A 24,112-nucleotide genomic window follows, 5' to 3' on the forward strand; every position below is an offset into this window, starting at 1 on the left:
CGGTGCAACGCATCCTTGACGCCGTACGCCGTCGTGCGGGAATGGACGTCGTCGACCAGAGCCCACTGGCCGGTGGGATGGTGGCGGACGTGCGGCGGCTGACTCTGGCGGACGGGCGTACCGTCGTCTGCAAGGCGGCGTTCGGGGAGCAAGCCCACCTTGACATCGAGGCGACGATGGTGCGCCATCTCCACGACACCCATCCCCGCGTCGTGCCGGAGGTGATCTATGCGGATCCGGAACTCCTCGTCCAGACCTTCATGCCCGGCTCGCACCTGACCGACGCCGCGGCCACGTCTCTCGGTGAGGAACTGGCGATCGTGCACGGACGGCACGCCGCCGACTTCGGCTTCGACGGTCCGACGCTGAACGGCTGGTTCGTTCTACCGAACGGGTGGTCCAGCGCCTGGGTGCCGTTCTTCAGGGATCAGCGGCTGCGGTACTGCGCCGATGCGGCGGTGGCGAACGGGACCCTGAACGCAGGCTTCCGCGCACGTGTCGAAACGCTCTGCGAACAACTGGGTGAACGTCTCAGCGAGCCGACCGCTCCGACGTTGCTGCACGGCGACCTGTGGAGCGCCAACATCCTCGCAGAAGGCAACAAAATAACGGGTCTGCTCGACCCGTCCGTCGTCTACGGCCACCCGGAGCTGGATCTGTCCCACGTGGTGGGTCAGCCCTACGCCGACGCGGTGTTCGAGGCGTACCAGCGATTCCACCCGATCGACAAGGACTTCTTCGAGGCCCGTGCACCGATCTACCAGGTCTACACGGCGATCATGCACGTGCTCTACTTCGGTCGCCGCTACGAGCGCTGGCTCGACGAGACCCTCACCAAGAGCGGTGTGTGACGGCTGTCATGCCGGTCGCTGCCAGGTCCCTGCCCCAGAAGCTTCGCGTGCTCGTCACTGCCCTGTGGCCACAGTACGACTTGTCCAAGGCCTACCTGAGCGAGGGAACCTGTCACCAGGTGGTCGTGGTTCCCGGGGTTGCCGCCATCCGGATCGCGCCCGAGACCGCAGGCCCCGAGCTGCGTCGCAGTGTCGCCTTGCACGAACACCTCGCCGGTCTTGCTCTGCCGTTCGAGGTTCCGGCACCCCTGGGTGAGGTGGTGGCGTACGAGGACCGGGTTGCGGTCGCGGTCACCTATGTCGGCGGCGCCTCCCGACCACAACCGGACCCGGGGCTCAGCGACCTGACTCCGCTCCGCGAACTGCTCGCCGCCATTGCCGCCGTGGCGGTCGATGACAGCCTCCGCGAGCACCTTGCACAGCCCTACGGATATGCCGGGGGTGATCCGTTCGCGGAGGAGGTCGACGCCTACGTTCTGCCCCGGCTCGGCCCCGGGGATGCCCAGGTGGTCGAACGGGGCCTCACCGAGCTGATGTCACTGCCGGCAGCCGATCCACCGGTTCTCGTGCATGCCGACCTGACCGGCTACAACCTGTTCTGGAACGACGAGAAACTCGTCGGCGTACTGGACTGGGACTTCGCCTTCGAAGGCGATCACGCCTACGACGTCGCCTGTCTGGCCGACGGTTTCGGCTTCCGGGCGCTCGCTTCCGTTGTCGATGACGAGGTGCTCGCGCGAGCGCGTGTCTATCGCCCGATGTTCGCGGTGGAGGCTGCGACGGCCGCGTACCGAAGTGGGGACACACGGTCCGGTGACCGGATACTCAGCCGAGTGCGCGAACGGATTGCAGCCGGTACCTTCCACACGCCGCCCGCCGACCTGCGCGACTAGAGTGCCCGGCATGCGTGCGCGGGAGTAGGGCGGCAGCATGTCCTTGTCTGGCCGTTCACCGTTCGTACGACGAGTCGTTCCTGCCAGTGTCCGGCGGTACCCTGCCGATGTTTCGTCGAGGGGAGTCGCTGTGATCACGCTGACCGACATGGTGGCGAACGGGTCCGTCACGGAGGATGGTGCCGACCTCCTGCGGCGGATCGCGGCGTCGGGTGAGTCGTTCCTGGTCTACGCGCTCCCGCGGAACGCGGGCAAGAGCACCCTGACGAACGCGATCCTCGCGGAGGTGCCTGCGGACGTGCCGCGACAGGAGTTCTTCGGGACCCGGGAGGAGGTGGCCGAGCTCACCGCGGACCCGGACCGGGGGTACCTGGTGGTCGCCGAGATGGGTCACCGTGGCCGTCCCGGCTACCTGGCCGGTGACGAGGTGGAGCGCGCGTTCGAACTGGTCGCGTCCGGATACCGCCTCGCCTCGAGCCTGCATGCCGACTCGGTCGCCGAGGTGTTCGACGTACTCGCCCACAACGGGATCGCCGCCGACGCCGCGGCCGGAATTCGTTACCTGGTGAAGGTTCGCGGGCTTGGAGATCTCGGCGACCCCTCCACCCGGCGGGTCGTCGAGCACATCAACGAGGTCACCGGGCTCGGTGCCGACGGCCCGGCGTACTCCGTGCTGTACGAGTGGGCTTCGCAAGCCACCTCGCGCACCGCTCCCTGACCGGGGATCCCTGCGGGCAATTCGCGCGGCGCGCCGGCACCACCGATGACCGGGCCACTCCTGGACGGGTGATTCCGGGAGAGCTACCCGCAGGAACCAGGCTGTTCGCCGTCGCCGCGACGCCGAGACGCCGTCCGGGCAGCTCACGGTGTCGGCGACCTCCGGCAACCAGCGGGTGCTCCCCGACACCGGGATCGCCTTCGCCGGGAGCGGTGCCAACCGCACGTTGACAGTACCTACCAACCCGCAGGCGTACGGAACCACGGTCGTCACGGTGCGGGTCGGTGACGGCGCCCTGACCGGCACAGCCACGGTCACCGTCATCACCGGCCGCGCCGGAACCGACCACATCACCGGCACCGACGAACCCGACCTCATCTTCACCCGTGACGGCAACGATCTCGTCGACGCCCGCGGAGGGATCGACCTGGTCGCGGCGGGTGGAGGAAACGACGTGGTGCTCGCCGATGCCGGTGACGACACCGCTGACGGTGGTCTGGGTAACGACGCCCTCGTCGGAGGCGCGGGAAACGACGTACTCCAGGGTGGTGCCGGTAGTGACGGTCTGGCCGGCGGGCTCGGCGACGACGTACTCCAGGGTGGCGCCGGCTCGGATCTCCTGGCCGGCGGACGCGGTGCCGACTCCTTCTCCGGCGGCACGGGCACCGACATCGCCGTCGACTTCCGCGCCGGGGAAGCCGACACCAAGGACGCCACCATCCCCTGACCGTTACGCGTCGCGTTGTCGGTGGGTCTTACGGGCGGGTCGCCTGGACGAAGGTGATCCGCCCGAACCTGTGATCGAGGTGTTCGACCTCGCGGGCGTCGGCGAACCCGGCGTCGAGGAGGAGCGTGACGAGGCCGTTGTCGAAGTTGCGGGAGACGACGGGGCTGGTCGCGACCCGCGAGCGGATCATGCGGACCAGGCCGGGGAGGTGCCGGAGCGCATGGCCGCGGCCGTGGCTGTGCGCGTCGTGGTGAGCATGATCGGCGGCGGCGCCGTCGGCACCGGACGCCGGGCCGCCGAAGTCGACGACGGTGACCTTGCCTCCCGGCCGGAGTGCGCGCAGCGCGTCCTTCGCGAACCCCACCCGTCCGTCGTTGTCGACGTGGTGCAGCGCCAGCGACGAGACGACGTGGTCGAGGGTGGCATCCTCGACCGGAATCCGGTCGGCGTATCCCTGGGTGAGGGTCAGGGACACGCCGCGCCGCAGCGCCTTGCGGGCGGCCCGGCGAAGTGCGTCGTCGTCCGGATCGAGGCCGGTAACGCGGGCGCCCGGTTGTGCCGCGAGGACCGCGAGCGACAGGTTGCCGGTTCCGCACCCGACGTCGACCACGGTCTGGCCGGGCGTGATACCGGCGATTTGGGCGACGCGTTCGTGCAGCCGCCGGACGTCGGCCACCCGGCTGAAGAGATCGTAGAAGGGGAGGAGCCAGGTCTTTCCCGCTCCCGGCAGGAACGGGCGGCCGTGGTCCTCCGGCGCGCGCTGGTCGATGATGCGTACGTTGGTCCCGGATGTCATGGTTGCTCCCTGGCTGCTCGCCCCGCCGGATCAGGCGGGTCCGTACGACGTGGTGTTGTCACCGTCCAGCCTTGGATATTCTTCGGCTCCAGGACAGGACAGGAGTCGGACGCCATGGCACATCCTTCGGTTCGCACCTCGCCGGGACGGTCCTCGCGCCTGCGGACGATGCGTTCGGACGGGACGCCCGTCTACCGCTACGAGCTTCGTCCGGGCGTGCCGCCGGTCTCGGTGGAGTGCTTCGACGCCGAGGGTGCGCACGTGGGTGTTCCACCGGCTCACCGGCACGCGCACGACTTCCTCGTCCTGGTGTACGTCGAGGAGGGCGAGGGTTCGTTCTCCGTCGACGGTACGGACCTGCCGCTGCGTCCTGGTCAGGTGCACGCGGTGCCGCCGGGCCGGGTGATCGACATATCGGCCGTGATCGCGCTGACCCGCTGCCGCGCATGGTCGGTCGCGTTCACACCGGACGCGGTGCCGGCCTTGGCGGCGGTCTCGCCGTTGGCCTGGTCCACCCATCCGCTGCTGGCGATGTTCGCACCCGACGCGGGGCACGGCCTGGTCGCCGAACCGGACCGGGCCCGATGGTCGGAGTGGCTGGCCGAACTGTCCGACGAGCTTGCCGATCCGCATCGTCTCGGCGCCGGTGAGGTCGTCGCCGGGCTCCTGACCCGCGTTCTGGTCGCGGCCGCGCGGTTGGCTCCACCGGCATCGGTGGGCGCGCCGGATCCCCTGGTGGAACAGGTCTTCCACCAGATCGAGGCAACCTTCCGCGATCCCGTCTCGGCCGCGGACATCGCCCGGGCGCTCGGGTACACGCCGGGACATCTCACCACCGTGGTCCGTGAACGCACCGGCCGCCCGCTGCTCGAATGGGTCACCGAACGGCGCATGACCGAGGTGCGGCGGATGTTGCGGGAGACCGACCTACCGCTCGGCGTGGTGGCCGCACGGACCGGCCTGCGCGACGCCACCTATCTCGTACGCCGCTTCCGCGACCGCTACGGCATCACCCCCGAGCGGTGGCGTCGCAGCCAGCGCGCCGGTTGACGGGGCAGGCTTGTCGGTGGTGCCTCTGCGTTGCGTGTCCTGGCGTTGCATGCGTGTACGACGAGGCGTCGGGCGATGTCGATGCAAGCAGAAATTGACATCGATTCTTCTTGTGGACAGGCGGTTTCCTGCGAGCGGAAGCCGATCATGTGCGGTAGACTCGAACACATGAGCGACGGCGGTGAGTACTTCGGCGGCGATCCGGGTGAGGGTCCGGGTCGTCGCCGGGTGCTGCCGGGCGGGTTTGCTGATGTGCCGGGTGGGCCGCGGCTTGCGGTGTTGCTGGCGTCGGTGGATCGCGGGGTGTGTAACGGGTTTGAGGTGGAGGAGCGGGCCAGGGCGTGGCGGCGGCTGATCGGCTGGGCGGAGGCCGAGTGTCTGGCCGAGGTGAACGAGCTGGCCTTCGCCGAACCCGGTATGCCCGATGAGCCGGCGCAGCGCAGTGCCGAGATGGACCCGATGACCCAGGCCGTGCTGGAACCTTTGCTGCGGTGGTCGGGCTACCGCTCCAGCTGGTATTTGGCGCTGGCCCTCACCGTGCCCCGTCTGCCGCGCACACGTGCGGCGCTGGCGTCCGGTGGGCTGGAGCTGCCCGACGTGCGGGCGATCGTGGACCGGATCACCGACGCGAAACCCGACCTGTGGGGTGCGGTCGAGGACGCGATCTTCCCGAAGGTGCTGGAACTGCGGGGCGGGTTGTTGCGGGCGAAGGTGGAGGCGGAGGTCGTGAAAGCCGATCCCGAGGCTGCCGGTAAACGGCACCGCGCCGCGCGGACGGGGCGGAACGTCGCGATCTGGCCGGCTGTCGACGGTGTCGCCGACCTGGCAATCCGCGGCCTGTCCGCTGATCAGGCCGCGGAGGCGTACGGGTACATCGACGCGATCGCCCGTGCCGTGAAGTCCGCCGGCGACCCGCGCAAGCTGAGCCAACTGCGCGCGGACGTCGCCTTCTCCCTGCTCAGTGGTTCCGCCGACCTCGTTGACTGCTCCGCCCCCACAGCCACCGCTGATCAGGGGGAGTGCACGCAGACGAAGGCTGGGGCACAGAACCCAGCGGCGCAAGGCGAATCTGAGCAAGGCGACCTCGAGCTGGACGACCTCGAGCAGGCCGACTCTGGGCAGGAGGACTCTGGGCAGCGGCCTGCGGATGGCGACTCTCCGCAGGAGCGGGCCGACGGCGAGCAGGTCGACGCCGAGCAGCCCGAAGACGAGCCGCGAGCCGGAGACGACGCCCAGCCCAAGAACGAGCGGGCGCAAAGCCAGACCGAGTGGCCCGAGGCCGAGCCCGAGACCAAGTGGGCGCAGAGCGACACTGACCAGGGTGGACCGGGGCGCTGTGCTGTTCACCGGTTCCCCGACCACGACCTGCACGACAGTTGGTGTGAGTGTGGGAACTGTTCTCCGGCACCGGCCATTTGCAGTGTGTGCGGCGCGGCCGCGACGAACGGGGTCCGAGTCCACGACACCGCCGCCCACGAGGCCGCAGCCCGCACCGCCGAGCCGCCGGGACACCCCGACCCACCCGACCCACCCGATCCACTTGATCCACCTGATTCGCAGGCTCCGCCGACAGACAATTCCACACCGCCACCACCGCCGTGGACCTCTTTGCAGCCGAGCTGGGGTCCGATAAGGACGCGCTCGAAGATTCAGCTGAACGTGCCGTTGACCACGCTGATGGGGCTGTCCACCCGGCCCGGTGAGCTCGGCGGAGTCGGGCCGATCATCACCGAGGTGGCCCGCCGGATCGTGGCGAACCACCTCGACAACCCCGAAGCCAGATTCAGTGTCGGGGTCACCCATCCGGTGACCGGGCGGTTACTGCACCTGCATCCGATCCCGGCGAGGTTCCTGCGCGGGCTGCAGGCCGAGCTGGTGCATGCCCGCGACCAGCGGTGTGTGTGGACCACCTGCCGACGCCCGGCCGCGACGTGTCACCTGGACCACAACACCGAGTACGCCGACGGTGGCGAAACGTCGGTGGACAACATCGCCCCGCTGTGCCCACGCCACCACAAGGCCAAGACCGAACGGGACTGGAAACTCAAGCAGACCGGCCCCGGCGAACACACTCTTGCCGACCCGTTCGGCCGACGGTACCGAAGCGCGGCACCATCACTCACCGACCCTGTGCCACCCGAGCCGGCCACCACCGGCGCGAGCACAGGGACGATCGAGGATGACCTGCCGCCGTTCTGAGGAAGACGAACGGCGCGTGGATCCACTCGACATGAGTGACATCCACGCGCCGTACGTTCAGGCGAAACGCGAAGTGGTCTTGGTGCACAGACCTCTATCGCGTACGCGACCTCGCATCGTCCTTGACGTTCTGCGCCGAGGACTGACCTTCGTCCCTTACCTGGCGTACGCCTTCCTCGGCGGTGCTGCGAACTTCCTGGGCAGCTTCGGTGGCGTGTTCGCGGAGGTCCTGGCTGACGTCCTGGCCGACGGACTTCGCTTCCTCCACCAGCGGTTGGCCCTTCTCCTTGGCGGTTTCCACCACCTGCCGGGCCACCCGGGTTTCCTTCTGGGTGGCCGGCAACAAAGAGCCGATCAGGGCGCCGGCCCCGAACGCGATCAGCCCGACCGCCAACGGGTTGCCCTCGGTCCGCTCCTGCACCGTGTGGGCAGCGCCGTGCGCGGTGCTGGACACCGTGTCGACGGCGCCGGAGGCCGCGTCACTGGCCGTGCTTCCGACCTGTGATGCGCGGTCGCTCACGGACCCGCCCGCATTGCTGGTCGCGTGACCCGCAACGCCGCGGACGTCGTGCGCCGTCCCCATGAACCGGTCGCGCACCCGACCGAACCGGCCGCGTACGGCTTCCTTGCGGCGTTCGACCACCCGACTCGGACTCACCTTGTCGGTCAGAGCGTCGAGGTTGCGCGAGAGGTCCTCACGCGTGTCGGCGATCTGGTCGGTCAACTGCCCCTCTGTGCTTTGGCCCATTGCACGTCCTCCTTCAGGGTGCGCTGTGTCGCCTCCAGGGGAGGCATGGGCTGCTTGAGTTCCTTCTTGCCGCGGGTGGCGAGCACGGCGGCGACGACGCCCCAGATGACGGCGACGATGAGCGCCGCCAGGCCGATGGGCATCCAGTTGTCGAGTACGAACATCAACGCCAGCGACGCGAACACGAGCGCGAGCAGGCCGGTGACACCGGCACCTCCGAGGAGGCCCGCGCCCTTGCCGGCATGAGTCGCCTCCCGCTTCAGTTCCGTCTTCGCGAGGTCGAGCTCCGCGCGTACCAACGTGGTCAGGTCGCCGGCGATCGCCCCCACGATCTCGCCGAGCGAACGGTTGTCCGACGGCCTCTCACCACCGGTCGTCGCGTGGTAGGAATCGGATGGGCTGAACGGTTCCGTGCCGCTCACGGCGCCTCCCCGGTGGTTCCGCGCCGGTCGGCGATCCGGCCGCTACCGGGCGTCTGCTCGGCGGGCGGGGCGTACTCGTCCGACGCGGGGTCCAGCGGAGCGACCCCACCCGAGCCTCCCGAGCCCGCGCCCGTACGCGGAGGTGCGTACGGGTTCTCCTGCTCGGACCAGCCGGGTCCGGCGGCCGGAGCGGTGGTGCCGCCGCTGTAGCCGGTGGTGCTCGTCGGGTCGGCGGTGCTGGAGGTTTCGTACTGGCTGCTCGGCCCGTAGTTGGCCGCGGCGTCTCCGACCGTGTTCGAGTCGGTGGCTCCGGGCCTGGTGTAACCGCCCACTCCGCCGTCGTAGCCGGAGGTGGAACCTGCCGAGCCGCTGGTGCTGTGCGCACCATCTGAGTTGTTGTTGGCTTCCTTGGCGCCGCGGGTCAGCCGGCCTGCCACCACACCGGCCGCGAGTGCGCCCGCGAGGAACGTGCCCGGCCGCCGGCGCGCGAAGCGGCGGACCTCGTCGAGGAGTTCGGCCGGCTCACGGCCGTCGATCCGCGAGCTGAACTCACGTACTCGACCGGCGACCTGCCGGGCGACTTCGTGGGCAAGCCCTCCGTTGCCGTCCTGGCCGCTCGCCATCTTCTCGACGTCGTCGCTGAAGTTCTGCAACGTGCCGACCAGTCGGTCCCGCTGTAGGCGGGACTGTTCGTCCACCTGTCCGCGTACGTCGTGGAGGAGGTTTCTGGCCTGGTGCTGAGCTTCCGACGCGACCTGCTGCGCCTGGTCCTTGGCAACCCCGGCGACGCGGGAACCCTCCTGTGCGGCGTTCCCCGCGACCTGCCGTGCCTGCTCCTTGCCATCGCTGGCGCCTGTCGGCTCCGAACCGGCCGGGCCACCGTAGCTAGGGGTCGACATGCTTCCTCCAACTGTCGTAGGTGCGAAGGGCCGAGAAGGCCCTCGGTCGCATGTCGTGCTGGCCTACCCCGGTTCGGTGCCTTAACACGTAAGGCTGAGGCCGGGTCGTCGCGCGTGCTGTCCGGCCTGGTCAGTCCACGGGGTGCTACGGCAGGTGGCGGGCGAAGCGCTGGGCGAGTTCGCGACGGGGCTCGACGGGCTGGACGGCACCGCTCCAGGCGTCGCTCGCCGGCGTCCACGTCGCCATCTGCTCGACGGTCCGCGGCGCGACGTGGAAGTGCACGTGCGGCACGGTCTGGTTGGCGACGATCCCGTTGTTCTGGAAGACGTTCAGACCGTCTGGCCGCAGTTCGGACGTGATGGCTGTTGCGAGTTGACGAATCATGGTCATGACCGCGGAGGCCTCGTCGTCCCGGAGATCGGCGAGCAGCGGCACATGCCGCTTCGGAATGACGTACGAGTAACCGTCCAGCCGGTCGTCGCGGACGAACGACAGAGCCAGGTCGTTCTCCGCGATGACGGCACTCGGGCAGTCCTGGCCTCCCAGTGACCTGAGTGAGCCGCAAGAGGTGGCTCGTGCGATCAGTCCGTCTGCAGGTGCTCGCCGCGTGCGCCCTTGAGTTCGCTGAAGGAGGGGATGGTCGCGAGCGTCGACACCGCGTGCCAGAGCCGGACGGCGTCGTCTCCGCGGGGCACGGCCGTGAGTACGGGCCCGAAGAATCCCCGGTCGCCGACGTGCACGATCGGGGTGCCGCCGTCGTCGGTCAGGGGCGCGGTGGCCGCCTTCGTACGGGCGCGCAGATCGTCGTCCCAGGAGGAGTCCTCGGCCGCGCCAGTCAGCTCCACCGGCAGCCGGAGCTCGTCCAAGGTCAGTGCGACGTTCCGCGCGTCGTCCCGTAGGCCGCCGACGTGGCGCCGCTGTCCGAACGTCTCGTAGAATTCCGTCCAGCGCCCCGCATGAGCAGAGGCGAGGAGGGCGGCCGCAACGCGGGCGGGGCGCCACGCACCGTCGTTGTAGTCCCGATACCAGTCGTCGAGCTCCCGCCCCTCGTTCGCAACGGAGAGACTCATCAGCTCGCGGCGCACCTCCACGCCGGTGTGCAGCTCGACCTCGGCGAGCCACCTGCTGGTGATCCACGCGAAGGGACAGGTCGGGTCGACATAGATCGTCACACCGGAAAGAGCGGGATTAGTTTCCATGGAAAGCAGAGTACTTGACCAGGAAAGTATCCTGGCGAGGTGGCCCTAGGCAGTGAGCGCGAACCATCCCCCGACAGCGACGCCGTGCACGCGATCGTCGACCAGTGGCGAGCCAGGCTGCCGGGCCTGGATCCTTCACCGATGCTGGTCCTGGGAAGAATCCAACGACTGGCCTCGGTGTGTGACCCGATACTCCGGCCGCCGTTCGCCGACGCGGGGCTCGCACCCGGCGACTTCGACGTCCTGGCTGCCCTGCGCCGAAGCGCACCGCCCCATGCGCTGCCCAGCGGCGAGCTCGCCCGCGCGACCCTGGTCACTCCCGGCGCGGTGACCAAGCGGGTCGACCGGCTCGCCGCAGCCGGGCTGGTGACGCGGACCCGTGACCCGGAGGACGCCAGAGGCCGGATCGCCACCTTGACCACAGCCGGCCGGCGACTCGTCGACAAGCTCATGCGCGCTCACATGCTGAACGAGGCAGCCATCCTCGAGACGCTCGACGACCGGGAGCAACGCCAGCTCGCGTCGTTGCTCGGCAAGCTGTTGACGTCTGTCGAGACCCTGCCGAGCACCGGGGGCACGGGTGCGGGCGATGGCGGTGCTACCGGTCGCAGGACCAGGGCGGGACGCTCTGCTCGTACTGGAAGAGGTTCGTCGGGTCGTACTTCGACTTGATCTTGCGCAGCCGGCAGAAGTTCGATCGCCAGTATGCCGTCTCCCACTCGGCCATGCCGATGTTCGGCACGTTGACGTACGCGCCGTCCACGTAGGGGCGAAGCGCCTGACTGAACTCCGCGATCCAGGCCTGGGACTGCGAGGTGAGCGGGTCGTTGCAGTTCGGCTCTCCCCGCTTGCCCCAGCCGGCGCCGGGCTCGGAGTAGAAGAGTGCGTCGCGGTGCGCGAACGACGTGCCGCCGGCCGGCCTGGTCGCCCTCCGGACGCGTCCGCCGAACGCCTGAGTGAAGAAGTTGCTGTCGTCGGTGGGTGCGTTGTTCATGAACTCGCCGATGATGCTGACGGCCCTGGAAGGGAACGGCTTGCGGGTGAACTGCGAGAAGAACTTCCAGTTCGCCGGCTCGTCCCGGGTCGGGATCTGGAACCCGGCGTAGATCTCGGCCCACCCACCGGTCTGCACCGTGACCGTGGGCTTGCCGACCGAGAGGATCGGGGACAGCAGTTCGAGAGCCTCGGCCCGGGTCCCGTCCGCGAGGACGGCGAACAGCAGGATCTGCGGCTTGTGGATCTCCACCTGTGTCCCGAGCCGACTGTTGGTGAACGGGGCCGTGCTCTGCCACGCGTCGAAGACGCCGTGCAGGTCGCCGAGCCCATCCCAGGCCGCCTGCACGTAGACGACCTCCTTCAGTGGGGACACCTTGTAGGTAAGGGATGTGACGATGCCGTAGTTGCCGTTGCCGGCGCCGCGAAGAGCCCAGAGCAGGTCGGTGTGGCACTTCTCGTTCACGTGCAGCACCTTGGCACCGTCGGCGCCCCACGGTACGACGACGTCGGCCCCGATCAGGTTGTCGCAGGCCATGCCGAGATAGCGGGTGAGGAAGCCGAAACCCCCGCCGAGCGTCGCGCCCGACAGGCCCACGCTGCCCTCCGTCCCGGTCGTGACGGCGAGGTCCTCCCGGCCGAGAGCAGTCACCGCCTCCAGCTGGTTGAGCCCCGCGCCGACCGTGGCGGTGAGCGAGGCCTTGTCGATGTGCGCCGACTTCAGCTCGCTGACGTCGATCACGATGCCGTTGTCGACGTTGGACCAGCCCTCGAGGCTGTGCCGGCCACTCCGTACCCGCAGTGCGACGTTGTGCTGCCGCGCCCAGGCGAGCGCGTTGAGCACGTCCCTGGTCTCCTCGGCGAAGACGATGACCAGCGGATAGTGGACGAAGAGCTCGTCCCAGCCGAGGCTGGCCCTGGGGTAGTCGGGGTCACCGGGGCGGACGATCCGGCCGGTCAGCTCCGCCGGTTCGCTCTTCGGGTGCCGGGGATGGTCGTGCTCGTCGTGCCCGTCGTGTGGGCCGTGCGGGTCGTGGGACGGGCCGGCGGACGCGACGCCCGGGAGGATGACGGCCCCGGACCCGGCGGCGGCCGTGGCCCTGATCAGGTCGCGACGAGTGAGGTCGGGCATGGTGCGCTCCTGGAGTTCGCGTACGGCGACTGGTCGGCCGCGGGAATTCCTGCCCGAGTGCAGAGTCGGGCAACCGTTCTCGCCGATTTCCCGGCGTTTTCTCGGCACCGTCGTACATTGCGTCGACCGGTTCGGGCGTCGGCCGTAAAAGAGTTCGACACGCCGTGCGGTTTTGGTATTCGCCGCTTCGGGGACGGCCCTCATTGCCGGGCAGGGATCCGGCGTCACGCATCCGGACGTGACGCGAACCTCGGGGAGCCACAATGGGTCACACGCGTCGGGCGATAGCGTCTGTTGCCGCCATCGGGGCACTTGCCGTCATTCCCGCACTTCCGCGGGACGGCGGAGCGTCGGCTGCGACGCGGGTGACGCGTACCGAAACCGTGTCGGACGTCAAGCCGGCCTTGCCTGTCAGTCATGCGCCGCGCGCCAGGGCACTTCCGCCGGCCCACGCCGCCGCGTCACCGAAGGTGGCCGCCTGGGGTCGCGAGCAGACACCGCAGCCGCCCCGGCTTCCGCGAAACTTCCGCGGAACGGGTAAATGGATCGTGCGGGACCTCGGTATCACCGTTCCGTTCAGATGGCAGGGCAGAAACGGCAACAGTCAAATGGTCGCCGGAGGTCCGCAGTATCCGATTTGGTTCACGAACCTCATTTATCACAACACGCTCTACACGCTGACCTACAAATGGCCCGGACTGACCGTTCACACGTGTTCGAAGATTCCGGGCTTCAGTCTGGAAACCCTGAACGGTCTGCTCGCGGGGTCTCGATTCGTCGGGCCGGAAATACTGCAGCGGAAGCAGTTGCGGTACGTCGACCACTGGCGGGTCGGCATCGTCGTACCGCAGCTTCCTCCCGGACTGTGGCCGCGGTTGCCGATCGCCCTCGGCGACATCTACGTCGACCAGCGTGACCGCACCACCTTCTGGGAGCTCCTGCAGTTCGGCCTGCAGAACCTCTACGACCCCCAGTTGGACGAGTGGGCGCAGATGAACACGTTCGAGCACCGGCCCGGACGGGTTTCGCTTCCCCGCCGGTGCCTTTCCGCCACGTCGACGCCGGGCCTCCTCGGCACCCTCAAGCCCGCCGGCTGATCCGTCGAGGACTCAGCCGGCCGTCCACGGCCGCAGCTTCTCCGGGTTGCGTACCGCCCAGATGTGCCTGATCCGGTCGGCCACGATCTCGAACGCATACACCGTGATCGTGACGCCGTCCTCTCGCGCGACCAGACCGGGCTGGCCGTTGACGACCTGCTGGGCGAAGGTCACGTTGCCCGGCGCCCTGCCGGCGAGGTCGGCGAGCAGGCGCGCGATCAGTTCGCCGCCCTCGATGGGGTGCAGGGCGGCGGGCGCGAAACCGCCGCTGTCGGCGACCAGCGTGGCGTCGGGGTCCAGCAGGCCGATGAGGGCGTCCACGTCCTTGGCCTGCCAAGCCCGGCTGAACTCCCTGACGATCCCGGCCTGCCGCGCCGCCGGGGTCGGTGGAGCCTGCGACGTACGGACGCGGCGGCGCGCCGAGGAGGCGAGCTGGCGGCAGGCCGCGGGGGTGCGGCCGACGATCTCGGCGATGTCGGCGAACGGGTAGCCGAAGACGTCGTGCAGGACGAATGCGACCCGCTCGGCCGGGGTCATCGAGTCGAGCACGACGAGGAAGGCCATGCTGATCGACTCGTCGAGGGTGACCCGGTCGGCCGGGTCGGCGCGTTCGGAGGTGGCGTCGCCGGTGCTGCGCCGGCCACTGATCCAGTCCGTGGAGCCCGGCAGAGGTTCGGGGATCCACTCGCCCACGTACTTCTCCCGCCGGGCACGGGCGGAGCCGAGCAGGTCCAGGCAGATGCGGCCGGTGACCGTCGTCAGCCAGGCGCCGGGGGAGACGATGGCTTCCCGCTGCGCGCCGGACATGGCGTACCAGCGTGCGTAGGCCTCCTGCACGGCGTCCTCGGCGTCGGCCAGCGAGCCGAGCAGCCGGTACGCGAGACTGATCAACTGACGCCGCTCGCCCATGATCGCGTCCTGGCCGGCCTCGGTTCGCCGGCTCCCCGGCTCTGGCGGTGTGGTCATGTCGTCGACGGCTCCCTCGGGGATCGGTCCTGCCCTCGGTGGTACGACGAGACCGCCGGCCCGAATGTGAGGCCGGGGACGCCGGGCCGACGGACAGGCCGAGGCGACGTACGCCTGACATCCGGCGGGGCTGCCCCGTCGTACTCGTGAGAAGGCACGTGACAAGTAGACAACCGTGCCTGCCCGACGAGTTCAGGAGCACCATGACCACCTCCTTCCCGGCAACGACCTTCGCCGACCCGGCATCCGCGCGGAGTCTGGAGCGGGCGGCCGCTTCCCTTGCCGCACACGGTTTCGGCGTCGAGATCCTCGACGACGTGGCGGCGGCGCGTACTCGCGTCGGTGAGCTGGTGCCCGAGGGCGCGAGTGTGTTCACCGGCGCCAGTGAGACGCTGCGGCTGTCCGGCATCCAGGACGATCTCAATGCCAGTGGGCGATACCGGGCCGTCAAGCCACGGGTACTGGCCATGGACCGCGCCACCCAGGCCGACGAGATCCGGCGGCTGACCGCCACCCCCGACGTCGTGGTGGGCAGCGTCGCCGCCGTCACCGAGACCGGGTCCCTCGTGGTCGCCTCCGGCAGCGGAAGCCAGTTGCCTGCCTACGCCGGAGGCGCCGCCCGCGCGATCTGGGTCGTCGGCGCGCAGAAGGTGGTGCCCGACCTGGACACCGCGCTGCGCCGCGTCGAGGAGCACGCCTTCCCGCTGGAGAACATCCGTGCCCAGGCGGTGTACGGAGCACCCAGCGCCATCAACCGGCTGCTCGTCCTCAACGCGGAGTACCAGCCAGGGCGCGGCACCGTCCTGCTGCTCCGCGAGGCGATCGGGTTCTGAGCGCCCGCGACCCGGCCGTGCACCGCAGCCTTCCGTGGCGCACGGCCCGCTGCCAGGATGGGGTCATGTCCCCAGACGACGCCCGGTCGACGTCCGCGACGACGCTTCGCACGCGCGTGGAACGCGCTGTCGATCAGCCGACCACGAAGTGGATAGTGCCGGACACGGGCCTGACGGCCGCGGCGCGCTTCCTGGTGACGCTGAAGGACGGAAGCGGCGTCTTCGTCAAGGCGGCCACCGACGAGCAGACGGAACGCTGGCTTCACACCGAGTACCTCGCGCTTAGGCAGGTGCCCGAACGCTTCGTGCCGCGGGTCGTGGCGTGGCTCGACGAACCCGGCAGCCGTCCTGTCCTCGTGGTCGAGGACCTCAGGCGCGCGCACTGGCCCGCCGGCCACGAGGGCGTCGACTGGCGAGAGGGCGACATCGATCGGGTGCTCGCCGCGGTGGCGGACTTGGCGGGGGTTCGGGCTCCGGCCGCGTTCGAGCCGACGCCGCCCCGGCCGGCGTACTGGCCGAGCCTGCTGCGCGAGGGACCGGACCGGGCCGCCTTCCTCGACCTCGGGCTGTGCTCGGCCGGCTGGCTGAACGGCGCCGCTACCGCCCTCACCGAGGCCGAAGCGGGCCTGGACGACAGCGGCGACTCGCTGGTCCACGGGGACCTGCGCAGCGACAACATCTGCGTCGCGGACGATCGGGTGGTCTTCGTCGACTGGTCGGACGCCTCGCGGGGGAGCGCCGAGCACGACCTGGCGCTGCTTCTTCCCACCCTGCACCTCGAAGGCGGTCCGATGCCGTACGACGTACTGCCGGCCGCCGGTGGTTGGGCTGCTGCCGGTGGTGCGTCGCTCGCCCGGCGGATCCTGGACGACGCCGGGGCGCCGGGCTGGCTGGTGAAGGTGTTCGTTCGACTGCTGGCGATCGACCTGGCCTGGGCCGCTTCCTGTCTGGACCTTCCGCGACCCGACGGCATCGACTGGCGATCGATCTGAATCCCGCGTGATCTGAGGTCGCCGGCCCGGCACTCCACGTTCGTGCTCACGGTCTGGATTCCAGTCGGCCCAGGGGATGGTAGTGGTCGCCGAGGGACGTCTGGGCCGCGGTCCAGTCGGTGCTGTCGATGCCGAGTGCGTGCCGCAGGTAGGCGAGGGTGACCTGCTGGATCAGTGCGACGCGCGCGGGGTTCTCGTCGGTGGTCTCGGTGACCTCGTAACCGGAGATCCCGCCGAGAAAGTGTTCCCCTCCGAACAGTGTCAACAGGCTCTTGTCACCGGGGCTCAGTGCGTACGGGTCGGTCGTCCAGTCCGCTCCCCGAACGGTCAGCGGGAGATCGTCCTTGTCGCCGGCGACGACCAGGGCCGGGGTTGTCAGGTGGGCGAAGTCCGGGTTCCTCAACCAGGGCAGGTGCTCGGCCGCGAACGGAGTCAGGTCGTCTCCGCCCCGGCCGGCCGTCGCCAACAGCACGCCTGCACCGACTCGCGGGTCGGAGAGGTCCTCTGCCGTCCCGGTCTCCGGGTCGGTGACCCGCAGGCCCAGCAGGACGCCCGCGGTCTGGCCGCCGAAGGAGTGCCCGGCCACGGCGACCCGGCTGTGGTCCGGCCTCCCGGCGAGGCCGGGAACGGCCGCCTCCAGAGTGTCGAGGTTGTCGAGGACGAGCTTGAGGTCCTCGACGCGAAGCCGCCACAGCCGCGGCCCGCGGGGATCGTCCGGGAGCAGGCCCACCGTTTTCGAGTCGAGATGGGTCGGCTGGATCACCGCGAAGCCGTGCGCGGCCCAGTAGTCGGTGAGGGGACGGTAGCCCTCGAGTGACGACTCGTAGCCGTGGGAGAAGAGGATCATCGGCAGCCTGGTCCCGGTGGCCGGTGCGGCCACGCGGAGACGCAGGTCCTCGCCGCGCTCCGGCGCGGGCAGCAAGATCGGCTTGACAGAGACGACGGGCGTGGGAGCGGTACCGGAGTTCCGGGGTGGTGCTGTGTCCAGAGTGGCCATGGGGGTTACGGTAAAACCTGACGTTGACGTCAAAGGCAAGTCTTGTGGCGCGGCTCACAGAGGAGACGTGGCGATGCGCATCGGCGAACTCGCGGGCAGGTCGGGCGTCAGCACCCGTGCGCTGCGCTACTACGAGGAACAGAAACTGCTCGCCGCCGAACGCAGTCCCAGCGGTCAGCGCCACTACCCGGACAGCGCGGTCGACCATGTGCTGCTCATCCGGCAGCTCTACTCCGCGGGCCTGTCCAGCAAGGCGATTCTCACGCTCCTGCCATGCGTCGTCGACGGCACCGCCACGCCCGAACTGCTCGACGGGCTGGCGGTCGAGCGGGGCCGGATCGACCACCAGATCGCCGAGCTGGTAGCGGTCCGGGACAGACTCGACGACGTCGTGGCAGGCGCCACCACGAACCTGCGCACCGGCCGGCCATGTGGGGCACGGCAACGTCGCTAGGCCACCTCGCCAGGCCGCACCTCGCTAGGTCGGCAGCACGAGCTCCGGCCACGGGCTCGGTGGGTCGCTCGCGAAAAACCTGAGGATCTCCAGAAGCCTTGCCTGCTTGGGCGCGGACCAGTGACGTCGCTCCGACGTCGACGGGCCCTTGTGGAGTTTCGCCAGTGCGATGAGGATGTGCCACCGAAGCGCGCGGGCTTCCAGCGCTGCGTCGTCACCGCGTACGTCACTGTCGAAACCAGCGGAGCGGGAGGCCGAACGGTAGCCGGTGAGGATGCTCGGCAACGCCCGCATCGGAAGGTCCACCGTGTCGCGTAGCGGATCGCCCCAGTGGCAGGATCCCCAGTCGATGATCGCGTCGACCTCGCCGTGGCGGTCGACGAACAGGTTGGACGGGCTGACATCGCCGTGCACCAGCACCGGCTCGGACGCCCCGGCCTCCTTCGCCTCCAGGAAGGCGAGCCAGCCCAGCAGCCACCGTCCCTGCGTGCGTCCCAGCTCACCGGCGTCGATCAGCCAGTCGACCATTGGTCCCGGCAACAACGCGGGCCGCTGCTCGACCCCGGCGAGCGGGCCCACATCCTTCATGCGTACCTCGTGCAGAGTCGCGAGCAGTTCACCGAGAGACGTATGCGCCCGCTCACTCGTCCCGGGCTCGTATCCGCGCTCGCCGAGAGTGTGCCCGCGCAGGCGTTCCAGAAGCATGTACGGAACGTCCACCACCTCGTGGCTCGCGTCGTAGCGGACAAGGTCCGCCGTCGGCACTCCCGCGTGTTGTGCAATGGGAATCACGGCTGCCTCCTTCGCCAGCCGGACCTCGAACCTCTGCTCACGAGGAAGACGGAGAACGAGGTCGTCCCCCAGGAAGACGGTGAAGTTGACCTGTCCCTGCTCAGGTGCAGGGGAGACCTCGCCGCGTGGGATCCCGTAGTGCGCCGCGATCGCGTGGACCTGCTCGGCAAATGAGCCTGGAATGCGGTCGGTCCCGGACATGCGCGCTCCCGTCGACGTCTCCCACGTAGCATCGTGTCGGATCAGCGTAGGTGCCGTACGAGCACCGCTGCTCAGCGGTGCGGCGGCAGGCGGTGGCCGGGAGGTGTACGTGGACGACGATCCGAGACGGCATGTGCTGCATGCCGGGTTCGACCGGTCGGCGCAGGACTACGAGCGGACCCGGCCGGTGTGCCCGCCCCGGCTGTTCGACGACCTGGTGGACGTCGCCGGCCTCGTGCCCGGAGACCGCGTGGTCGAGATCGGTTGCGGCACCGGGCAGGCGACCGTGCCGCTGGCCGAACGCGGGCTGGCCGTCACCGCCGTGGAGTTGGGTTCCGACCTCGCGGCCTTCGCCCGTACCCGGCTGGCCGGGTTCCCCGCCACCGACGTGGTGACGTCCTCGTTCGAGGACTGGCAGCCGCCTTCGGCCGCACCGCCGGTGGACGCGGTGGTGGCCGTCAACTCCCTGCACTGGGTCGATCCGCAACTCCGGTACGCGAAACCTCATCAGCTACTGCGCCCGGGAGGTTGCATGGCGGTGGCCGGCTGCGTGCGGGTGCAGGCCGCGGACGCCGATGCGTTCTGGACGCAGGTGCAGGAGGACTACCGGGCGGTGGGTTACGAAGGTGACCCACCACCCGCGCCCGAGCGGGTCAGCCCGCGGCATCTTCCTGCCGAGGCACGGACGTTGTTCGAGGAGGTGGCGAGCAGGCGTTACCCGTTCGAGGTGCGCTACGCCGCCTCGGACTACCTCGCCAATCTGGCCACGCAGTCCGGAACGCACGCCCTCGGCGAGGCGAGGAGTGCGGAGTTTCTCGCCGGGATCGAACGCCGGTTGGACTCGCTCGGTCGGCCCGTGCTGACCGTCGGCTTCGTCGCGCTCCTCACCGTCGCCCGGAGGTTGCCATGACGACCGCACAGACCTACGCGAACTTCTCCGCACGTGAGGCGCGTGGAGTTTCACCCGCGTACGAACGCCTGTCGCTGGCGGTGTCCGGCGACGACGAGGTGCTCGCCCTGCTGGACGGCCTTCCACCGGCGAAGCGGCAGCCGAACCTCCTGTTCGGTGTCGTACGCCTGCTGGGAGGTCCGGTGGAGGACCCGGCCGCGTTCCACGACTACACCCTGGCGAACTGGCCGCGGATCGAGGCGCAGATACGCACCCGGGCCACGCAGACCAACGAGGCCGGCCGGTGCGCCGTCCTGCTGCCGGTGCTCGCCACCCTGCCGCAACCGCTCGCCCTGCTCGAGGTCGGCGCGTCCGCCGGGCTGTGTCTGTATCCCGACCGGTATGCCTACCGCTACGGCGACCACCTGATCGGTGACGGCGCGCCGGTGCTGGACTGCGAGGCGACCGGTGTGCTTCCGCCGCTCATGGTGCCGGAGGTCGTCTGGCGGGGCGGCCTGGACCTCAACCCGCTCGACGTGACCGACCCTGCGGACGTCGCGTGGCTCGACGCGCTCATCTGGCCCGAGCACGCCCACCGCCGGGCCAGGCTGCGGACAGCGGCGGCCGTCGCCGCGGCCGACCCTCCGCTGCTGGTACGCGGGGACCTGGTCGACGACCTGCCGGCTCTGGTCGAGCGGGCACCGGCCGAGGCCACGCTGGTGGTGTTCCACACCTCGGTGCTGTACCAGTTGCTGCCGGCGCGCCGGGCCGCGTTCACCGACCTGGTCAGAGGGTTGCCCGGGCACTGGGTGTCCAACGAGGCCCCGGGCGTTCTGCCGTACGACGATCTTCCCGAACCACCAGATGATGCCCATCTCAACGTGCTCGCCCTCGACGGCAGGCCGCTGGGCTGGACCCGCGGGCACGGCCAGGCGGTCCACTGGTTCGGGTAGTCCGGCCACGCGACCGTTCGGCTACGCATGGTGTCCGACGGGACGGCCGGGCCGACGGCGACCGCCTTCGTGACACCCTTGGCGACATGCCCGAACCCCTGTCGCAGGCGCTTGCCCGCGTACGCGAGGAACTCCTGGATCCCGAGCGGCTCGTCCGCGCCGTGGCCGCCGGTCGGCGCCGTGGGCACGAGGTCGCCTGGCGGCGGGCCGAGGTGAGGTACGTCGACGTCCGGGCCGGGCGGGTGCTGCAGGTCACGACGTACGACGAACACCAGGCACACACCCGCAACGCCGCTCCCGGACCGGACGCGGAGGAGGCGGTCGACGGCCTGCTCGCGACGGCGTTCGGTAACTGGCACCTCGACTCCGTGGACGAGACGCTGCAGCTTCGGGTCACCAAGAAGGGCGAGGCGCAGGTGCACGTCCGCCCGCGCGTGGAGGAGCAGCCGGTCAGCCGCGAGCACGACCGGGAGAAGCCGCGGCTGCTGCCGGCCGACGACCCGGTGCTGAGGGCGGTCGGGATCGCCGACCACCAGGGCCGGATCAAGCCCACCCGGCAGGCGAAGTACCGCCAGGTCGACGAGTTTCTCCGGGTGCTCGAGCCCGCGCTCGACCGGGCGCTCGAGACGGGCCTGGTTCCGCGGCCGGCCGAGGAGCGGCCGCTGCGCGTCGTCGACCTCGGCTGTGGCAACGCCTACCTCACCTTCGCCGCCGCCAGCTACCTCGCGAACGTCCGCAAGCTGCCCTTGCGGATGACCGGGATCGACCTGCGTCCGCAGGCACGTGACCGGAACACCAAGCTGGCAAAGGATCTGGGCTTCGGTCACCAGTTGACCTTCGCCGCTTCGAGTATCGCCGCCGCCGAGCTCGACGACGCTCCCGACCTTGTGCTGTCCCTGCACGCGTGTGACACCGCGACCGACGACGCGCTGGCCCGGGCGGTGCGGTGGGACGCGCCGCTGATCCTGGCGGCACCCTGCTGCCACCACGACATCCAGGCTCAGCTGGCCCAAGCCGAGGCGCCCGAGCCGTACACGATGATCACCCGGCACGGCATCCTGCGCGAACGCTTCGCGGACGTGCTGACCGACGCGCTGCGTGCGTCCATCCTGCGCCGGCACGGCTATCGCGTGGAGACGATCCAGTTCGTCGGCAGCGAACACACGCCCCGCAACATCATGTTGCGCGCCACGCGTACCGGAGCCGACGCCGGTGACAACATCGGCGAGGAGTACGCCGACATGACCAAACAGTGGAACGTACGACCTGCCCTGGCACGCCTCCTGGACGCGTGAGCGCAGGCAGCGCCTGTGCGAAACCGGTACGCTCACCCCGCATGGAACGCGCAGCGTGCCCGTGCGGGCGAGGCGACGATGAACGACTCCCGTCGGAATTTCTGATCGCCCACGACGACCACTGGTCGGTCGTGCACGCCTACAGCAGCGGGCTGTTGGGCTGGCTCATCCTGCAACCTCGCCGGCACGTCATCCACCTGGCCGACTTGACCGACGAGGAAGCCGCGGGCCTCGGGGTCTGGCAAGTCCGGCTGGCGCGGGCGCTGGCTGAAGAGTTGGGAACTCCCAAGGCGTACGTCGCGGGGTTCGGTGAGTCCCCTGGATCCCACCTGCACTTCCACGTGGTCGCGCGTCCCGCCGACCTGGCACAGGACCGGGCAGGCCCGGGCGTGTTCGGCTTCCTCGCCGCCGGTGAGCGGGAGAAGGTCAGCCCCGCCCAACGCGCGGAGCTTGCCGCCAGGCTGCGTGCTCGCCTGGCGGCACACTGACTGCTGTCAAGGTCTACTTGGCAGCCCGCACCTGCTGCAGGTAGGCGACACTGGCCCGCTCGGCGTCGTCTCTGCGAACGAGGTCGGCCGGCGCGAGCTGGTCGCGAAGCTCCTTGTAGAGGTGCACGCACTGCTCGATCGCCTCGCCGCAGGAGGTGGCGTCGTACGCCGCGACAGTGCCGCGTAGCTTGGCGGCGAAGTCCGGCACGTTGGTCTCCAGACGCCTCACGCCCCGCGGGAGATGCCCGGCGGACACCAGCGCCAGCGGGCCGAGCACCTGCCCGCGCACGAAGCCGAGGAAGTCGACGACCTCGAAGAGTTCCCCCCGCCCGAGCTTGGTGGCGGCGTAGTGGATCCACACCCAGAAGCGGTCCTCGATCCACTGCGGGTCGGGCATGGGGTGTTCGGCGACGGTATCCGAGAAGGACTCGGCGAGATCGCCGTGCCGCTGCCACAGTATGACCGGGTCCTCGATGCGGTCGGCCAGGTCTGCGGCGGTGACGAACTTGAAGTCGATGTGCAGCAGCGGGTCGTCGTACAGGCAGATCACCAGCCGCGGCTCGCCCACGTGCTCACCGGTGAAGCCCGAGAGCAGCTTCCCCCAGGTGCCGCAGAGTTGGATGCGCTGGGCCATCACCGCCGCGTGGTGCTCGTCGGCCACGACGGGGATCAGGTCGAGGTCGGAGTACTCGTCGACGTTCCCCGACAGCAGCGACCCTCCGGCGACGAGCCCCACGAAGCGGTCGTCGTCCCGCAGGTGCTTCAGGAGCGATTCGAGGAACTGCTGGTGGGTCTCGGGCAACGTGGGCAACGAGGGTTGGGACATCGGAACGGCGCACCTCACTCGATCGGCAGACGTACTGAAAACGAATCTTTTCAGGATGCCTTCGGCCGGCCTGGCGGCGCAACGACTTTTCGGTCCGAGCTACGTACGTGTCGTCCAGTCACGCCGGCGCAGGCGATACACCACGTCGCCGTGCTCGTTACCGTCCAATGGATCGGGCCAGTCCAGGTGGAGCGTACGGATGTGCTCGAAACCGACTTTCTCCAGGACGTTCCGCGAGCCGGTGTTGACGGCCATCGTGGTGGCGCGGATCTCGGCCGTGCCGACGTCGGCGAACGCCCACCGCATCAGTGCGCGAGCGCCCTCGGTCGCGAAGCCCCGGCCCCAGGCCGCCTGTCGTAGCCGATAGCCGAGCGACACCATGGCCAACGCATCGGTGGGTGTGCCGCGGGTCCACAGGCCGTCGTCGGTCGGCACGGCGGGATGGAGCCCGAACCAGCCGACGAACTCCCTGTCCGTTCTCGTCTCCGCCGCCCAGTGCCCGAAGCCGGGACACTCGTCGTACTCCGCAAGGAGTTCCGGAAGCACGTGGTCGTCGAGTTCGGAACGCGGGATCGTGGGCAGACTGATGTGGCGCATGACCGCCCGGTCGCCGTACAGCGTCCAGAGGTTGTCCGCGTCCGACGGCTCGAACCGCCGCAGCACGAGCCGCTCGGTCGACGCGACAGGATCCATGGCTGCAG

Annotated in this window: 27 protein-coding genes; 15 read left to right on the forward strand and 12 right to left on the reverse strand. The window is 69.6% G+C overall.

Annotated elements, in window-relative coordinates; all coding sequences use genetic code 11:
* The first annotated feature begins 2 nt into the window (after nt 1-2).
* From FHR37_RS01915 to FHR37_RS01930, 4 genes are all read left to right on the forward strand, one after another.
* The gene (locus FHR37_RS01915; RefSeq protein WP_175542368.1) at nt 3-851 is read left to right on the forward strand and encodes a fructosamine kinase family protein; all 849 of its coding nucleotides are present in this window, start codon (nt 3-5) and stop codon (nt 849-851) included.
* A gap of 8 nt (nt 852-859) precedes the next feature.
* On the forward strand, nt 860-1,744 hold the full coding sequence (locus FHR37_RS01920; RefSeq protein ID WP_092881533.1) for a phosphotransferase: 885 nt from the start codon (nt 860-862) through the stop codon (nt 1,742-1,744).
* A 130-nt stretch (nt 1,745-1,874) separates the two neighbouring features.
* Nucleotides 1,875-2,462, forward strand: a complete 588-nt coding sequence (locus tag FHR37_RS01925) for a hypothetical protein (protein WP_092881535.1) — start codon at nt 1,875-1,877, stop codon at nt 2,460-2,462.
* 148 nt (nt 2,463-2,610) lie between these two features.
* Nucleotides 2,611-3,189 carry a calcium-binding protein gene (locus FHR37_RS01930; RefSeq protein ID WP_092881537.1) on the forward strand — a complete coding sequence of 193 codons (579 nt, stop codon included), beginning with the start codon at nt 2,611-2,613 and terminating at the stop codon, nt 3,187-3,189.
* Nucleotides 3,190-3,217: 28 nt separating this feature from the next.
* On the opposite strand, the gene FHR37_RS01935 is transcribed toward FHR37_RS01930, so the two are convergent.
* Entirely contained in the window at nt 3,218-3,985 is a 768-nt protein-coding gene (locus tag FHR37_RS01935) for a class I SAM-dependent methyltransferase (RefSeq protein WP_092881539.1), read from the reverse strand.
* Between the two features lie 114 nt (nt 3,986-4,099).
* On the opposite strand from FHR37_RS01935, the gene FHR37_RS01940 reads away from it, so the two are divergent.
* Complete coding sequence (locus FHR37_RS01940; protein ID WP_202817916.1) at nt 4,100-5,035, forward strand: AraC family transcriptional regulator; 936 nt, start codon at nt 4,100-4,102, stop codon at nt 5,033-5,035.
* A 168-nt stretch (nt 5,036-5,203) separates the two neighbouring features.
* Nucleotides 5,204-7,234, forward strand: coding sequence for an HNH endonuclease (locus tag FHR37_RS31170; protein ID WP_237768598.1), 2,031 nt, complete (start codon nt 5,204-5,206; stop codon nt 7,232-7,234).
* Nucleotides 7,235-7,328: 94 nt separating this feature from the next.
* On the opposite strand, the gene FHR37_RS01950 is transcribed toward FHR37_RS31170, so the two are convergent.
* The 5 genes from FHR37_RS01950 to FHR37_RS31180 all read right to left on the reverse strand — a co-directional run bounded on the left by FHR37_RS01950 (nt 7,329) and on the right by FHR37_RS31180 (nt 10,503).
* Complete coding sequence (locus FHR37_RS01950; RefSeq protein WP_092881545.1) at nt 7,329-7,982, reverse strand: DUF3618 domain-containing protein; 654 nt, start codon at nt 7,980-7,982, stop codon at nt 7,329-7,331.
* Complete coding sequence (locus tag FHR37_RS01955) at nt 7,955-8,404, reverse strand: phage holin family protein (protein WP_092881547.1); 450 nt, start codon at nt 8,402-8,404, stop codon at nt 7,955-7,957. The genes FHR37_RS01950 and FHR37_RS01955 overlap by 28 nt, the downstream gene beginning before the upstream one ends.
* Nucleotides 8,401-9,303, reverse strand: coding sequence for a hypothetical protein (locus tag FHR37_RS01960; protein WP_092881549.1), 903 nt, complete (start codon nt 9,301-9,303; stop codon nt 8,401-8,403). Before FHR37_RS01960 ends, FHR37_RS01955 begins: the two co-directional genes overlap by 4 nt.
* Before the next feature lie 145 nt (nt 9,304-9,448).
* Nucleotides 9,449-9,970 (reverse strand): HIT family protein, encoded by a 522-nt coding sequence (locus tag FHR37_RS31175; RefSeq protein ID WP_237768618.1) that lies wholly within the window; start codon nt 9,968-9,970, stop codon nt 9,449-9,451.
* Nucleotides 9,886-10,503, reverse strand: coding sequence for a mycothiol-dependent nitroreductase Rv2466c family protein (locus FHR37_RS31180; protein ID WP_237768622.1), 618 nt, complete (start codon nt 10,501-10,503; stop codon nt 9,886-9,888). Before FHR37_RS31180 ends, FHR37_RS31175 begins: the two co-directional genes overlap by 85 nt.
* Nucleotides 10,504-10,542: 39 nt before the next feature.
* Here FHR37_RS31180 and FHR37_RS01970 point away from each other — a divergent pair, with 39 nt between their 5' ends.
* Nucleotides 10,543-11,175: a MarR family winged helix-turn-helix transcriptional regulator gene (locus FHR37_RS01970; RefSeq protein ID WP_202817917.1), complete on the forward strand. Its 633-nt coding sequence runs from the start codon at nt 10,543-10,545 to the stop codon at nt 11,173-11,175.
* Here FHR37_RS01970 and FHR37_RS01975 read toward each other — a convergent pair.
* Complete coding sequence (locus FHR37_RS01975; protein WP_092881551.1) at nt 11,102-12,628, reverse strand: FAD-binding oxidoreductase; 1,527 nt, start codon at nt 12,626-12,628, stop codon at nt 11,102-11,104. The genes FHR37_RS01970 and FHR37_RS01975 overlap by 74 nt on opposite strands.
* Nucleotides 12,629-13,236: 608 nt before the next feature.
* On the opposite strand from FHR37_RS01975, the gene FHR37_RS01980 reads away from it, so the two are divergent.
* Nucleotides 13,237-13,725, forward strand: a complete 489-nt coding sequence (locus FHR37_RS01980) for a hypothetical protein (RefSeq protein ID WP_092881553.1) — start codon at nt 13,237-13,239, stop codon at nt 13,723-13,725.
* Nucleotides 13,726-13,737: 12 nt separating this feature from the next.
* Here the strand turns inward: FHR37_RS01980 and sigJ are convergent, their stop codons facing one another.
* Nucleotides 13,738-14,691 (reverse strand): RNA polymerase sigma factor SigJ, encoded by a 954-nt coding sequence (gene sigJ / locus FHR37_RS01985; RefSeq protein WP_092881555.1) that lies wholly within the window; start codon nt 14,689-14,691, stop codon nt 13,738-13,740.
* 203 nt (nt 14,692-14,894) lie between these two features.
* Here sigJ and FHR37_RS01990 point away from each other — a divergent pair, with 203 nt between their 5' ends.
* The gene (locus FHR37_RS01990) at nt 14,895-15,524 is read left to right on the forward strand and encodes an LUD domain-containing protein (protein WP_092881557.1); all 630 of its coding nucleotides are present in this window, start codon (nt 14,895-14,897) and stop codon (nt 15,522-15,524) included.
* A gap of 65 nt (nt 15,525-15,589) precedes the next feature.
* The gene (locus tag FHR37_RS01995) at nt 15,590-16,516 is read left to right on the forward strand and encodes a phosphotransferase (protein WP_139238830.1); all 927 of its coding nucleotides are present in this window, start codon (nt 15,590-15,592) and stop codon (nt 16,514-16,516) included.
* A 46-nt stretch (nt 16,517-16,562) separates the two neighbouring features.
* On the opposite strand, the gene FHR37_RS02000 is transcribed toward FHR37_RS01995, so the two are convergent.
* Complete coding sequence (locus FHR37_RS02000) at nt 16,563-17,513, reverse strand: alpha/beta hydrolase family protein (protein WP_092881561.1); 951 nt, start codon at nt 17,511-17,513, stop codon at nt 16,563-16,565.
* A gap of 73 nt (nt 17,514-17,586) precedes the next feature.
* Between FHR37_RS02000 and FHR37_RS02005 the strand changes: the two genes are divergently transcribed.
* Nucleotides 17,587-17,967, forward strand: a complete 381-nt coding sequence (locus FHR37_RS02005) for a MerR family transcriptional regulator (RefSeq protein ID WP_092881563.1) — start codon at nt 17,587-17,589, stop codon at nt 17,965-17,967.
* Between the two features lie 24 nt (nt 17,968-17,991).
* Here FHR37_RS02005 and FHR37_RS02010 read toward each other — a convergent pair whose 3' ends face one another.
* Nucleotides 17,992-18,960, reverse strand: coding sequence for a phosphotransferase family protein (locus tag FHR37_RS02010; protein WP_092881862.1), 969 nt, complete (start codon nt 18,958-18,960; stop codon nt 17,992-17,994).
* 109 nt (nt 18,961-19,069) lie between these two features.
* Between FHR37_RS02010 and FHR37_RS02015 the strand changes: the two genes are divergently transcribed.
* The 4 genes from FHR37_RS02015 (at nt 19,070) to FHR37_RS02030 (ending at nt 22,585) form a co-directional block, all read left to right on the forward strand.
* Nucleotides 19,070-19,870: a class I SAM-dependent methyltransferase gene (locus FHR37_RS02015; RefSeq protein ID WP_175542370.1), complete on the forward strand. Its 801-nt coding sequence runs from the start codon at nt 19,070-19,072 to the stop codon at nt 19,868-19,870.
* Nucleotides 19,867-20,802, forward strand: a complete 936-nt coding sequence (locus FHR37_RS02020) for a DUF2332 domain-containing protein (protein WP_092881567.1) — start codon at nt 19,867-19,869, stop codon at nt 20,800-20,802. The genes FHR37_RS02015 and FHR37_RS02020 overlap by 4 nt, the downstream gene beginning before the upstream one ends.
* An 86-nt stretch (nt 20,803-20,888) precedes the next feature.
* The gene (locus tag FHR37_RS02025) at nt 20,889-22,097 is read left to right on the forward strand and encodes a class I SAM-dependent methyltransferase (RefSeq protein WP_092881569.1); all 1,209 of its coding nucleotides are present in this window, start codon (nt 20,889-20,891) and stop codon (nt 22,095-22,097) included.
* Nucleotides 22,098-22,138: 41 nt separating this feature from the next.
* A complete protein-coding gene (locus FHR37_RS02030; protein ID WP_202817918.1) occupies nt 22,139-22,585 on the forward strand; it encodes an HIT family protein in 447 nt (148 codons plus the stop codon).
* Between the two features lie 13 nt (nt 22,586-22,598).
* On the opposite strand, the gene FHR37_RS02035 is transcribed toward FHR37_RS02030, so the two are convergent.
* Both FHR37_RS02035 and FHR37_RS02040 read right to left on the reverse strand, forming a co-directional pair.
* A complete protein-coding gene (locus FHR37_RS02035) occupies nt 22,599-23,411 on the reverse strand; it encodes a hypothetical protein (protein ID WP_092881571.1) in 813 nt (270 codons plus the stop codon).
* Nucleotides 23,412-23,510: 99 nt separating this feature from the next.
* On the reverse strand, nt 23,511-24,104 hold the full coding sequence (locus tag FHR37_RS02040) for a GNAT family N-acetyltransferase (protein WP_092881573.1): 594 nt from the start codon (nt 24,102-24,104) through the stop codon (nt 23,511-23,513).
* Nucleotides 24,105-24,112: the final 8 nt, after the last annotated feature.

Origin of the sequence: Actinopolymorpha cephalotaxi (genome assembly GCF_013408535.1) — a bacterium.
GTDB lineage: Bacteria > Actinomycetota > Actinomycetes > Propionibacteriales > Actinopolymorphaceae > Actinopolymorpha > Actinopolymorpha cephalotaxi.